This is a genomic window from Vibrio sp. 10N.237.312.B06 (assembly GCF_041464685.1).
In the GTDB taxonomy this organism is placed as follows: domain Bacteria; phylum Pseudomonadota; class Gammaproteobacteria; order Enterobacterales; family Vibrionaceae; genus Vibrio; species Vibrio tasmaniensis_A.
On the sequence record NZ_JBFSPI010000045.1, the window covers coordinates 26346 to 39435 of the forward strand.

General features: G+C 42.9%; 16 protein-coding genes. 10 read left to right on the forward strand and 6 right to left on the reverse strand.

Features of this window, described 5'->3' with window-relative positions:
- Positions 1-104: 104 nt before the first annotated feature.
- Positions 105-524, reverse strand: a complete 420-nt coding sequence (locus AB6C75_RS13440) for a secondary thiamine-phosphate synthase enzyme YjbQ (protein WP_372107978.1) — start codon at positions 522-524, stop codon at positions 105-107.
- 326 nt (positions 525-850) lie between these two features.
- On the opposite strand from AB6C75_RS13440, the gene pgi reads away from it, so the two are divergent.
- Complete coding sequence (gene pgi, locus AB6C75_RS13445; protein WP_009847896.1) at positions 851-2503, forward strand: glucose-6-phosphate isomerase; 1653 nt, start codon at positions 851-853, stop codon at positions 2501-2503.
- A gap of 137 nt (positions 2504-2640) precedes the next feature.
- Here pgi and AB6C75_RS13450 read toward each other — a convergent pair whose 3' ends face one another.
- Together AB6C75_RS13450 and zur are read right to left on the reverse strand one after the other, a co-directional pair.
- Positions 2641-3102 (reverse strand): chemotaxis protein CheX, encoded by a 462-nt coding sequence (locus tag AB6C75_RS13450; protein ID WP_009847897.1) that lies wholly within the window; start codon positions 3100-3102, stop codon positions 2641-2643.
- 17 nt (positions 3103-3119) lie between these two features.
- The gene (gene zur, locus AB6C75_RS13455) at positions 3120-3575 is read right to left on the reverse strand and encodes a zinc uptake transcriptional repressor Zur (protein WP_012603115.1); all 456 of its coding nucleotides are present in this window, start codon (positions 3573-3575) and stop codon (positions 3120-3122) included.
- Positions 3576-3826: 251 nt separating this feature from the next.
- Here zur and AB6C75_RS13460 point away from each other — a divergent pair, with 251 nt between their 5' ends.
- Together AB6C75_RS13460 and AB6C75_RS13465 are read left to right on the forward strand one after the other, a co-directional pair.
- Entirely contained in the window at positions 3827-4006 is a 180-nt protein-coding gene (locus tag AB6C75_RS13460; RefSeq protein WP_372107984.1) for a hypothetical protein, read from the forward strand.
- A complete protein-coding gene (locus AB6C75_RS13465; RefSeq protein ID WP_372107979.1) occupies positions 4006-4158 on the forward strand; it encodes a hypothetical protein in 153 nt (50 codons plus the stop codon). Before AB6C75_RS13460 ends, AB6C75_RS13465 begins: the two co-directional genes overlap by 1 nt.
- Positions 4159-4235: 77 nt before the next feature.
- Here the strand turns inward: AB6C75_RS13465 and AB6C75_RS13470 are convergent, their stop codons facing one another.
- The 3 genes from AB6C75_RS13470 to AB6C75_RS13480 form a co-directional block, all read right to left on the reverse strand.
- Positions 4236-4784, reverse strand: coding sequence for a GNAT family N-acetyltransferase (locus AB6C75_RS13470; protein WP_372049100.1), 549 nt, complete (start codon positions 4782-4784; stop codon positions 4236-4238).
- A complete protein-coding gene (locus AB6C75_RS13475) occupies positions 4760-5050 on the reverse strand; it encodes a DUF1778 domain-containing protein (RefSeq protein ID WP_086050176.1) in 291 nt (96 codons plus the stop codon). Before AB6C75_RS13475 ends, AB6C75_RS13470 begins: the two co-directional genes overlap by 25 nt.
- Before the next feature lie 205 nt (positions 5051-5255).
- Positions 5256-5567: a tyrosine-type recombinase/integrase gene (locus tag AB6C75_RS13480; protein WP_372107980.1), complete on the reverse strand. Its 312-nt coding sequence runs from the start codon at positions 5565-5567 to the stop codon at positions 5256-5258.
- 165 nt (positions 5568-5732) lie between these two features.
- Here AB6C75_RS13480 and dusA point away from each other — a divergent pair, with 165 nt between their 5' ends.
- From dusA to AB6C75_RS13515, 7 genes are all read left to right on the forward strand, one after another.
- Positions 5733-6734 carry a tRNA dihydrouridine(20/20a) synthase DusA gene (gene dusA, locus AB6C75_RS13485; RefSeq protein WP_009847903.1) on the forward strand — a complete coding sequence of 334 codons (1002 nt, stop codon included), beginning with the start codon at positions 5733-5735 and terminating at the stop codon, positions 6732-6734.
- A 253-nt stretch (positions 6735-6987) separates the two neighbouring features.
- Positions 6988-7209, forward strand: coding sequence for an envelope stress response protein PspG (pspG, locus tag AB6C75_RS13490; RefSeq protein ID WP_372049097.1), 222 nt, complete (start codon positions 6988-6990; stop codon positions 7207-7209).
- Positions 7210-7344: 135 nt separating this feature from the next.
- Positions 7345-8067, forward strand: a complete 723-nt coding sequence (locus AB6C75_RS13495; protein ID WP_372107981.1) for a TIGR04219 family outer membrane beta-barrel protein — start codon at positions 7345-7347, stop codon at positions 8065-8067.
- 222 nt (positions 8068-8289) lie between these two features.
- On the forward strand, positions 8290-8520 hold the full coding sequence (locus tag AB6C75_RS13500) for a hypothetical protein (RefSeq protein ID WP_004735813.1): 231 nt from the start codon (positions 8290-8292) through the stop codon (positions 8518-8520).
- Positions 8521-8643: 123 nt separating this feature from the next.
- Positions 8644-10509 (forward strand): assimilatory sulfite reductase (NADPH) flavoprotein subunit, encoded by a 1866-nt coding sequence (locus AB6C75_RS13505; RefSeq protein ID WP_372107982.1) that lies wholly within the window; start codon positions 8644-8646, stop codon positions 10507-10509.
- Positions 10509-12236 (forward strand): assimilatory sulfite reductase (NADPH) hemoprotein subunit, encoded by a 1728-nt coding sequence (gene cysI / locus AB6C75_RS13510; protein ID WP_371710734.1) that lies wholly within the window; start codon positions 10509-10511, stop codon positions 12234-12236. Before AB6C75_RS13505 ends, cysI begins: the two co-directional genes overlap by 1 nt.
- Positions 12229-13005, forward strand: a complete 777-nt coding sequence (locus tag AB6C75_RS13515) for a phosphoadenylyl-sulfate reductase (RefSeq protein WP_012603122.1) — start codon at positions 12229-12231, stop codon at positions 13003-13005. Before cysI ends, AB6C75_RS13515 begins: the two co-directional genes overlap by 8 nt.
- Positions 13006-13090: the final 85 nt, after the last annotated feature.

Genomic DNA, 13090 nt, shown 5'->3' on the forward strand with positions numbered 1-13090 from the left:
TCGACTCTCTTATATTTTTAAAGGGTGACACATAACTGTGTCACCCTTTTTTGTTTTCTACCATTATGTTTGTTAAGCGGTATTTCACTGTTGATGACGTAACGTTACTCACCTTGAATGGTCGCAATAACGGTACGGCTTCCACCACAATCTCGGTGTTCACCTAAGTAAATGCCCTGCCATGTCCCTAATGCTAGACGACCATTGGTAATCGGAATTGTCACACTGGTGCCAAGTGTCGATGCTTTAATGTGAGCGGGCATATCATCATCACCTTCGTAGGTGTGCTTGTAGTAGGGGGCTCGTTCGGGCACAAAGTTATTAAAGTGTGATTCCATATCGGTGCGAACAGTAGGGTCTGCGTTCTCATTTAGCGTAAGGCTAGCAGAAGTATGCTGAATGAATAGATGTAATAAACCAACAGGCAGTGAATGGATATCGGATATCTGTTGTTCAATTTCATCAGTGATGAGATGAAATCCACGTTTTTGTGCGTGTAGGTGTATCGTCTTCTGAATCCACATACGCCATCCTCTATAATGTATTTGGAAAAAAAGTGGTTTAACGCTATCTTTTGAACTTGAATTTATCAGGTTTCGCTCACATTTAATGATGTGAGCGCTAGAGTCAGTACCGATTCTGCTATCAGGAAATCTAATTCTGATTTATCTCAAGGTACCGCTCTTCATATGCGGCATAATACGTCGTGAAAAAAAATTACAAAGAATCTTTCAGTGGTGATGCGATTTGGTCATCATAGAAAAATATAAACTTTCGCCTAATCGGGGGTTCTATTCATCACTTTGGTGACGTCTAGAATAAAACCTACAGTAACATCGGGATAGATACCATGTTGAAAAATATCAACCCAACGCAAACACAAGCGTGGAAAGCTCTAACTGCACATTTTGAGTCTGCTCAAGATATGGATATGAAAGAGCTATTTGCTCAAGATGCAAAGCGTTTCGAGAGCTTTTCTACTCGTTTCGGTTCAGACATCTTAGTGGATTACTCTAAGAACCTTATCGACGCTGAAACTATGCAGCACCTATTTGCTCTTGCGAACGAGACTGAAGTTAAGTCTGCAATCGAAGCAATGTTCGGCGGTGATGCAATCAACAAGACTGAAGGTCGTTCAGTTCTTCACACTGCGTTACGTAACCGTAGCGACAAGCCAGTAATGGTTGATGGCAAAGACGTAATGCCTGCAGTGAACGCAGTACTAGCAAAAATGGAACTGTTCACACACCGTATCGTTTCTGGTGAGTGGAAAGGTTACACAGGTAAAGAGATCACTGATGTAGTCAACATCGGTATCGGCGGTTCAGACCTTGGTCCATACATGGTAACTGAAGCACTTACGCCATACAAAACTCGCCTAAACATGCACTTTGTTTCTAACGTAGACGGCACTCACATCGTTGAGACACTTAAGCCTCTTAACCCAGAAACAACACTGTTCCTAGTGGCATCTAAGACATTTACCACTCAAGAAACAATGACGAACGCACACTCTGCGCGTGATTGGTTCTTGGCTGAAGCGGGCGACTCAGCACACGTTGCTAAGCACTTCGCAGCACTATCAACAAACGCGGCTTCAGTTGCTGAGTTTGGTATTGATACTGACAACATGTTCGAATTCTGGGATTGGGTAGGCGGTCGTTACTCACTATGGTCAGCGATCGGTCTTTCTATCTCACTATCTATTGGCTTCGATAACTTCGCTGAGCTACTCGATGGCGCACACGAGATGGATAACCACTTTGCTTCAACGGAATTTGAAAGCAACATTCCAGTGATCCTTGCGTTAATTGGTGTTTGGTACAACAACTTCCACGGCGCTGAGTCAGAAGCAATCCTACCTTACGATCAATACATGCACCGTTTTGCTGCTTACTTCCAGCAAGGTAACATGGAATCTAACGGTAAATTCGTTGACCGTGAAGGTAACCCAGTAGAATACCAAACAGGCCCTATCATCTGGGGTGAACCGGGTACAAACGGTCAGCACGCGTTCTACCAACTGATTCATCAAGGCACTAAGCTGATCCCATCAGACTTCATTGCTCCGGCTATCAGCCACAACCCAGCATCTGATCACCACCAGAAGCTAATGTCTAACTTCTTTGCTCAAACTGAAGCGCTAGCTTTCGGTAAGACAAAAGAGACAGTAGAAGCTGAATTCCTAGCGGCAGGTAAAACAGCTGAAGAAGTTGCTGAGCTAGTACCTTTCAAAGTATTTGAAGGTAACCGCCCAACGAACTCTATTCTTGTTAAGCAAATCAACCCTCGCTCTTTAGGTAACCTAATCGCGATGTACGAGCACAAGATCTTCGTTCAAGGCGTTATCTGGAATATCTTCAGCTTCGACCAATGGGGCGTAGAACTTGGTAAGCAACTAGCAAACCAAATTCTTCCAGAGCTTGCAGACGATGCACAAGTAACGTCTCACGACAGCTCTACTAACGGTCTAATCAACGCATTTAAAGCGCTGAAAGCTTAGACTGTTTAAGTAACACCAAATAATAATTGTAAACGCCAACCTTTCGGTTGGCGTTTTTTATGCCCGTTGACTTTACGGCAATAAAAAAGGCTGACGTATGTACGTCAGCCTTTCGTTTTTTATTTACTCGATTGTCTCTATTCGAAACAGATCTCGATGAAAGCATTACCCCACTGAGATGAGAAAGGCATGATGATGATTGCGCCTTCACACTTGTGACGAATAGTATGGCCTTTACCTGAAACCACGATTGGCGTTGCCATATCGAAGTCAAAGCCGCTTTCTGCAAGAATACGCTTTGCGCCACCGGTTACCATGTTAGTGATTTCACCCACCATGTCGGTCACTTCTTCGTTCAAACCGTTTGGTCGTTCACCTAGCATGTTTTCCATGATTTCTAGAGCAAGCCCTTCATCAAAGGTGATCGACATTGAACCACGAGACTGTGTACCAACCATACCAATTAGGCCGGACACATCACCACGAGCGATTTCATCTTTCTTCACTCTTGGTTTCTGAGGCTTTAATTCTAGAGATGCCATCGTTTTTAGTACGTTCATCAAAGAAGCTAAAAACGGGTTTACAAATTCAGCGCGCATAATGTTCTTCTATAATCTTATTCTTTCATTTCGGAGGAGCAAGTTTGGCAAATGCCATGTGATTCAATGACATGGTTGGTCAACTTGAATCCATGCTGCTCGGCGTTACTCGCGAGTAGGGCGACAAGCGCATCGTCTTGTAATTCTATCACAGTGCCACATTTATCGCAGATCAGTAATTGGGAAAAATGCGTGTTGGCATTGCAAGAGCAGCAGCATATAAAGCTATTCGTTGACTCAACTCTGTGAATGAACCCTTGCTCTAACAAAAAATCCAAAGCGCGATAAACTGTAGGAGGCTTGGCTTGCGGTTCACTGACTTTCAATTGCTCTAATAATTCATAAGCACTGGAGGCTTTTTTATTAGATAGGATAAGCTCAAACACTCGCTTTCTTTGGGGTGTTAGCCTAACACCTCGCGATACGCATATCCCTTCAACTTGCTCTATTAATGTGTGGTCCAAATTTTTCACCGTTCAATCAAACATCCCCATTCAGCCCCTATTGCTAGGTAACCTTGTTTGAGGAGACATTGATTTTATTAAAGTCAGGTACAGAGCGTATTGTGACCTACGACTTTGAATAAGACAAGGTAACTCAAAACGACAGTGTGACTCAAGGCATAACTGATTAATCAAGCTGAATTAGAGATCTGGTGAATGAGTTTGAAAATATAAAATGCAACAGCATGCTTATCAGGCAGAAGTTCTCAATCGACATTGGCCTGTCATCGGCTAAAAAGGGTTTAGTGTTATCTGGCGCAGGAGCTGCTTTGGTAGCTGGTCACCCTGAACTTATCACCGCGAGTGCATCGGCAGACGGTGTTCAATTCGGTGGCATTATTGGCGCAAGTGCTCCAATAGTATTTGGCCTATGGGAAATCCTACGCAATGAGTTCAAGTAATGGCAGAGTATCAAACAATAATTGTTGCCGTTGTTAGTGCCTTGTCTAGCGGGGTGGATGTAGGTATTACACTCAAAACGGATGTTAAGTGGTTGCGCTTAATGATGGAAAAGATGGATGAGAGATTAATTCGGCTTGAAAGAACAAAATAAAGTTTGAACTTCAACATGATTACAAGCATGAAAAAGCGACCTTATTATAGGTCGCTTATCTGAGAAGTTAATTAAGCTTATGAATTTAGCAGTTTTTTCTTCAAACTGTTCTCATATTGCTTCAAAGAGTAGATAAACATATTAGGTTGTTCTTTTGAGCGGATCATCCCCGCTTTTATATAGAACTCTTCTCGCCCTTCTCTGGCATGAAGAAATAATGCGTATACACCTACATCTCTTGAGGAAAGGAATGCTTGACGGATTGCTCGACCAAGAAGCCACTTGCCTAGACCCTGCCCTTGAACAGACTTACATACTGCTATTTTACTTAGCAGTACGCAAGGAACTGAACTATAGGGGAATTTACGTCTTTCTTTGTTTGATATGTGTTTCTTTTCAAACGAACTGCTAGCTAAAGTGAAATAACCGACAACTCTTTTCGGTTGTCCTTCTTCGCCTTGTGTGACACATAGGTGCGGGATTGAAACCCTTCGTTCGTGTTCTTTAGCTAAGTTCTTCGTTAAATATTCATTTAACGAACACACACCACAATCAAATTGCGTAAAATCATACGTTGCTTCAGGATCAAAGCGTTCGACTTCTAATTTTTGATCTTTACCGTCCAAGTTTCCTCCAATGACATTCCGATAATTTCTTGCATCAGCTCTGTAGGGTCTGCAGGGTTTTCTAACGCTTCCATGACAGAATCCCATTGCTTTGCTTGTATTTGTAACCTTTTTCTCTCGCTAATAACTTCTTGAGCTCGAGCTACTGTTGTTTCTGATACAAATTTACTAACTGTAGTATTTGAAAGTAGCGCTGCTTCTTCTAAAGCGCTTTTTTCACTTTCAGATAGGCGAAATTCAACTCTCTCTTTTTTTAATGCACTCATCTTTTACTCCTTGCGCCTTAACACGCAGCGGAAACTCCAACTATATGTATATACCTAAATGGAATATTATTTATTTGGTTAACTATTTTATGAATAAAATTTTGTACGGTCACTCTCCGTACAAAATGGATTCTCGTCTGCATAGGATAAAAAGTCAACTAATTTGTACGTTATTTTACCGTAAGATAACAAAGTGAAATCAACCTTACTTTAGATATTTTGTATGTAATTTATGCGGAAACAGCTGAGTGTAAACCTGCCATAAGATATTTAAATTCCTATGTCCTGTAACCTGCGCTACTTCTTCAATTGAGTAGCCCTTTTCAAAGAGCCTACTCACTCCCTCTCTTCGTAAGTCGTGATACCTCAAATCCTCAATACCCAATTCGTTTCTCACTCGCTGAAAGCCTGCACTAACACTTCGCGAGTTGTAGGGAAAAATAAGTTCGTCTTTGTTCCTGAATGTTTTCGATTCCCGGTGTATAATCGCCGAATTATTTTTGACTACAATGTCCACTGTGAAGCGTGATTCACCGCTTTGAAGTGTTCTTTTTTAATGCTAAATGATGCCTTCGTTCCACCCCATCAATACGTGATTTAGGCGTACTGAGTGGATGAGTTTGCGGCAGAACTAGCGAGTTTCTGTATATAAATGCAGTGTATAGATTTTGAGTAACGCTTTATGAAACCTGACAATACCAGTAAATACGCGGCTAACCGCTTATCCGTTGCACCCATGCTCGATTGGACTGACCGCCACTGTCGTTACTTTCACCGTTTGCTCTCTCAGCAGACGCTTCTGTACACGGAAATGGTCACAACTGGTGCGATCTTACATGGTAAGGGCGACTTTCTAGAGTATAACGAGCAAGAACACCCATTAGCTCTTCAACTTGGTGGTTCAAACCCGGTTGATTTGGCGGCTTGTGCCAAGCTTGCTGGAGAGCGTGGCTATGATGAAGTGAACCTCAATGTAGGTTGTCCTTCAGACCGAGTTCAGAATGGTCGCTTTGGTGCTTGCCTAATGGCTGAGCCTGAGCTGGTGGCAGATTGTGTGTCAGCGATGAAAGAAGTCACGGATATTCCAATTACGGTGAAAACGCGTATTGGTATCGACGACCAAGATTCTTACGAGTTTCTGACTAAGTTTGTTTCTACTGTTTCTGAAAAGGGTGGTTGTGAGCAATTTACTATCCATGCGCGTAAGGCGTGGTTGAGTGGCCTTAGCCCGAAAGAGAACCGTGAGATCCCACCGCTAGATTACGATCGCGCGTACCAAATCAAGAAAGACTTCTCAGATCTTGTGATTGCGGTAAATGGTGGCATCACTACATTAGAACAAACTAAAGAGCACTTGCAGCACCTTGATGGTGTGATGATCGGTCGTGAGGCATACCATAGCCCGTTTATCTTGGCTGAAGTTGATCAGCAGATCTTTGGTTTAGATACGCCAATCAAGAAGCGTTCACAAGTGGTTGAAGAGATGTACCCGTACATTGAGCGTCAGCTTTCGAATGGAGCGAGCCTTGGTCATATCTCTCGTCATATGCTTGGTTTGTTCCAAAGTATGCCGGGTGCAAGACAATGGCGTCGTTACATCAGTGAGAATGCACATAAGAAAGGTGCGGGCATTGAGGTGATTCAGACGGCATTGGCTAAGATCCCTAAAGAGCTAAACGTATAGATACCCTCAAGGTTAAAGCAAAAGCCAAAAGCTAAGAATTAAAAGTTAGAAGCTTAAGGTTTAAAGAACAAGGCTAAATTCGCCATTAGAGGCTAAATTTACCATTGTGAGTTTCCGAAAAGCCACGCATGAAGATGCGTGGCTTTTTATTTGCCTGATAAGTAAGGAGTTTATGGTTGTAGCTAACTTGGTATGGAAGCTGCAATGTTAGAAAGTAGGAAAGATAGGTCATGAACTCATTAGGGAGACCATTATGTTTGAATTAATCTTTGTTCTTATTTTCGTCGCAACTTTACTCGTTACTGGTATTACGTTTATGACGGTACTAGCGGCAACCGGAGTCGCGTTAGCGGTCATGCTGGTCTTGGGTATGATGGGCGTTGTGTTTAAACTGCTGCCTTGGCTGATCGTGATTGCAGTGGGTGTGTGGTTTTTCAAAAACTATGTACACAGCTCTAACCAAAGACGTTATTAAGGTCATCGTGTCGTCAAATCTTTACTCGTCAGCGGTTTATCGTTTTAGAATTTAAGATGTGTGGTAGAATTTTCCCCAATAATCTATGAATGTGCATACAATTAGCACAACGATATGGAATTGGAGCTATCTCAAATGAATAAAATGCCATTAATTGCTTTAGTGGGAATGCTTTCTTTAAGTTCGGCAGTGTCCGCTGAAGAAGAGTTTTCTTACACGACTAAGATCGGTGCTGATATGTGGTGGGGAAGTACAAAGCTGAACGAAGCTAGGTCGAGTGACTCAAACTCACCTTCGTTGTATTTCGCATTTGAGCATAATGCCCCTAAGCTGCCAAATGCGAGTTTCCGCTACTCTACTGTTGAGACAACATTGTTAGCGTTTGATAAGTATGACTACACGTTCTACTACACAATGTTGGATCACAAGTTGATGAACTTCGATGCGGGTGTGACATTTACTCAGTATGCGAACTCACATTACAAAGATCCGTACAGTTCGAAAACGACAAGTTTTGATGAGTTTACTTGGAGCTTCTACGGTAACGCAGAAATCAATGTCCCTAATACTCACCTTGATATCATTGGTACGATGGAATTTGGTGATAACAACGGTATTAAGAGTACCGATTTGATGGCGGGTGTTCAGTACCGTATTCCAGTGGCAGATACTGAAATAGCACTTCGTGGTGGCTATCGTGTGATTGACCTTGATTCGGACAAATTCTTCTCTTCAGAGCTGAATAAACCTCTTGAGACGGACAAAGAACCTGATCCGTTAGATGACCCAAAGCCAGGGCCACCTAAATCGTTTGTTATGGTTGATGGTTGGTTTGCTGGCGTAGAAGTACGCTTTTAGGTAATTAAAACGAATCTAGAACGAAATTTAAGAACGTCACTTTATTAAGTGGCGTTTTTTTATATCTATTGGTTATACCCAAGCATCTTGAAGTTACTTGGGTATATACTTTTCTGGAATTAGTTAGCACATTCATCACTTTCTACCATCCTTAATACAGAGAGCTAATTAGCGTCTATTCTTATAAGGTCTATGTTGTGAGGTCAAAGCAAGGGATGGAATATGACACTCAATGAATTACGAAATTTATATCGAGAAAATCTGTTGGTTGAAGCGATCATAGAGCCCTCAATTCAAGAGGGGTCTTGGGTTGTGGAGTTTCGCCATATGGGCGGTGGCTTTGTTTTGCTTACTGATGTTCATGGTGAAGAGTGTCATTACGCGGATTTAGACCTAGCATCTAAGTCGGCAATGGCGGTTGGCTTTCAACAAGTTCGTATTGAAAACCAGTAACTCAATTGACGTTTCAATCGGTTTTTACTTCCAAAAAGTTATAAAACATACTTTTCTATTCTTTCTTGTTATTAAAAGGAGTGGTTAATCTATCGTCACGCAATGATTAGGGATGTCGTGACCATGTCTTTAAATAAGAAAGAGTCTTCACAAAATAATAATGCACAGTCTGGGGCTAATGAGTTACCTGGGCTAGCAGCACCACTTAATGACCAACAATTGGGTCATCTTCAGCAAACTGTTTCTGAATTATCTTCTCAACAACTGGCATGGGTCAGTGGTTACCTTTGGGGTGTGAGCCAAACTCAACCTGTGGGTGCCGCCGCGCCAATCGCTCAAGCAGCCGCTGCAGTAGCCGCAAAACCTGCGGGTAAGCTCAGCATTATCTTCGCATCCCAAACCGGTAATGCGAAAGGTGTCGCCGAATCGCTTGAGGCAGAAGCGAAAGCCTTAGGGATTGCTGTCGAGCTTTTCGATGCAAGTGATTATAAAGGTAAGAACTTAGCCAAAGAGACACACGTCATTTTTGTAGCTTCAACCAATGGTGAGGGCGAAGCCCCTGATAACGCTATTGAGTTGCATGAATTCCTTCAATCGAAGAAAGCGCCAAAATTATCAAACCTACAATACGGTGTGATCGGTTTAGGTGACTCAAGCTATGAGTTCTTCTGCCAAACGGCTAAAGACTTCGATAATTTCCTCACTAAGCTTGGTGCTAAATCGTTTGTCGACCGTCTTGATTGTGATGTTGATTACGAAGAGCCAGCAACGCAGTGGCGCGCTAAAGCATTAGAGCAAGTAAAAGAGACGCTATCGACAGGCACTGAAGCCGATGTAGTTCAGTTACCCGTCGGTCAAGCGGCTGCCGGTCATTCGCAATACACCAAACAAAATCCATACACAGCGACACTATTAACGAGCCAAAAGATCACCGGTCGTGATTCGGGCAAAGATGTTCGTCATATCGAGATTGATCTTGATGAGTCGGGTATTACTTACCAACCGGGTGATGCGCTAGGTGTATGGTTTGAAAACAGTTCAGAACTCGCAAATCAGATTCTTTCTAAAGTTGGGTTGTCTGGTATCGAAAGTGTCGATGTCGATGGTGACAACTTGTCTGTGCATAGCGCACTTGTCAGCAAATTTGAGATTACCTCTTCAAACCCTCAGCTTGTGACTAAGTTTGCTGAGCTTTCGGGCAGCAAGAAGTTAATCAAGCTGGTGGAAGATAAAGACAAGCTTCGTGAATACGCGGGTAATACTCAAGTTGTCGATGTTTTAGCTGAGAAGAAAACTAAGCTATCGGCTGATGAATTGATTGGTTTACTGCGTAAGCTGACGCCACGTCTCTACTCTATTGCGTCAAGCCAAGCAGAAGTAGATGAAGAAGTTCACTTGACGGTTGGTCTTGTTGAATACCAAAAGGGCGATGAATCTCGTCTGGGTGGAGCTTCAAGTTTCTTAGCTCAACGCCTTGAAGAAGGTGGTGAAGTTAAGGTGTTTGTAGAGAACAACAATAACTTCAAACTGCCGCAAGACGACAACACACCAATCATCATGGTTGGCCCGGGTACAGGTATCGCACCTTTCCGTAGTTTTGTTCAAGAGCGTGAAAATAATGACGCTGAAGGTAAAAGCTGGTTGTTCTTTGGTGACCGTACCTTTACTCAAGATTTCTTATATCAAGTTGAATGGCAGAGGTATCTAAAATCTGGTGCATTAACCAAGCTTGATGTTGCGTTTAGTCGTGATCAAAAAGAAAAGGTTTATGTTCAAGACCGATTAATTGAGCAGGCAGAGCAGGTTTGGCAGTGGCTTCAAGAGGGCGCGTACCTCTATGTATGTGGCGATGCAACTCGAATGGCAAAAGATGTCCATGAAGCGTTAGTTACGATAGCGGAAAAACATGGCAACCAGAGCCGCGAACAAGCTGAACAATATATTAATGATTTACGCAAAGCGAAACGTTACCAAAGGGATGTGTACTAATGAGCAAGCAAGTAATAGAGCAAGAAGTGCTAGGTCAAGTACTGGGACCTTTGGCTGACAATGAACGTCTGAAGCGTGAAAGTAAAAATCTTCGCGGCACGATTGAACAAGATCTTCAAGACCGTATCACTGGTGGTTTTACTGCTGATAACTTTCAGTTGATCCGCTTCCACGGTATGTACCAACAAGACGACCGTGATATTCGTAATGAACGTACTAAGCAAAAGCTAGAACCTTTACATAACGTAATGCTTCGTGCGCGTATGCCAGGCGGCATCATCACTCCTAAGCAGTGGTTAGCGATTGATAAATTCGCAGATGAAAGCACCTCTTATGGTTCTATCCGTCTTACAACTCGTCAAACTTTCCAGTTCCATGGTGTGTTGAAGCCGAACATTAAGTTAATGCACCAAACACTAAACAGTATTGGTATTGATTCAATCGCTACTGCGGGTGACGTAAACCGAAATGTTTTGTGTACCACAAACCCGGTTGAGTCCGAGCTGCACCAAGAAGCTTATGAGTGGGCGAAAAAGATCAGTGAACACCTATTACCTAAAACTCGTGCTTATGCTGAGATCTGGTTAGATGGTGAAAAGCTCGCAACAACAGATGAAGAACCTATCTTAGGTAGTAACTACTTACCACGTAAGTTCAAGACGACGGTTGTAATTCCTCCGCAAAATGACGTAGATGTTCATGCTAACGATCTTAACTTTATCGCGATTGCTAAAGACGGAAAGCTGGTGGGTTTTAACGTATTAGTGGGCGGTGGTCTTGCAATGACGCACGGCGATACTTCTACTTATGCACGTAAAGCTGACGACTTTGGTTTTGTTCCATTAGAAAAAACGTTAGATGTAGCGGCAGCTGTTGTGACGACACAACGTGACTGGGGTAACCGTTCGAACCGTAAGAATGCTAAAACCAAATACACACTAGACCGTGTTGGTATTGATGTATTCAAAGCAGAAGTAGAAAAACGTGCAGGCGTTGAGTTTGCTGAAAGTCGTCCTTATGAGTTTACTGGCCGTGGCGACCGTATCGGTTGGGCGGAAGGTATTGATGGTAAGCACCACTTAGCGTTATTCATCGAAAATGGTCGTTTACTTGATTTTCCGGGTAAAGCGCTGAAAACAGGTGTTGCTGAAATAGCGAAGATCCACAAAGGTGATTTCCGCATGACAGCGAACCAAAATCTCATTGTTGCAGGTGTACCTAAGAGCCAAAAGGCACAAATTGAAAAGCTGGCACGTCAATACGGTCTAATGGATGATGCCGTTTCAGAACAGCGCAAGAACTCAATGGCGTGTGTGGCATTCCCAACATGTCCGTTAGCAATGGCAGAAGCCGAACGTTTTCTTCCTGAGTTTGTAACGGATGTTGAAGACATTCTGAAGAAACACGGATTACCAGAAGAAGATAACATCATCCTTCGCATTACAGGCTGTCCAAACGGCTGTGGTCGTGCAATGTTGGCTGAACTTGGTTTAGTCGGCAAGGCTCCAGGGCGTTACAACATGCACTTAGGTGGCAACAAAGCCGGAACTCGTATTCCTAAGATGTATAAAGAGAACATCACGTCAGCTCAGATTTTAGAAGAGATTGATTCGCTGGTGGGGCGTTGGGCTACGGAACGAACGGATAATGAAGGGTTCGGTGATTTTACAATCAGAGCTGGCATCATCGAAGAGGTGATCATTTCAAAGAGGGATCTGCATGCATAATTCTGTCGCTTCAAAATTGAAGTTAGCAGAGCTACTCGCATTGACTAAGACGGAGCAGATACTTCGTCTTGGACAAATTAATGCTGAGTTAGAACAGCTAACCGCATTAGAAAGAGTGAAGTGGGCTCTAGAAAACTTAGAAGGAACACATGTGGTGTCTTCTAGTTTCGGAATCCAAGCAGCATTGATGCTGCACTTAGTGACTCAAGCTAAATCCGATATTCCAGTTATTCTGACAGACACCGGGTACCTATTCCCAGAAACGTATCGCTTTATAGATGAGTTAAGTCAGAAGTTGACTCTAAACCTTCAAGTCTTTCGCGCACAACAGAGCTCTAATTGGCAAGAAGCGCAATATGGCAAACTTTGGGATCAAGGTATAGAAGGGATAGAGAAGTACAACAAGCTTAATAAAGTTGAACCGATGAGAAGAGCGCTGGATGAACTAGAGGCTGGCACTTGGTTTTCAGGGTTGCGAAGAGAGCAATCTCAATCGCGCGCAAACTTGCCTATCTTATCTATCCAAAATGGTGTGTTTAAGTTCTTGCCAGTAATTGATTGGACAAATAAAGATGTTCATTATTACTTAGAAGAGCATGGTCTCAGTTACCACCCACTTCGCGAGCAGGGGTACCTTTCTGTTGGAGATACTCATACGACTAAGAAATGGGAACCGGGTATGACTGAAGAAGAAACCCGTTTCAATGGTCTAAAACGAGAATGTGGTCTCCATGAAGACGATGGAGAGCAATATGGTTCTGGGATTTAGACTCATTGCCATTTAAAAAGCTGCCTCAAGGCCAACACCTATCATTTAAGGTGTTTAGATCGCACAGTGTAGCGAGTCTTACTAA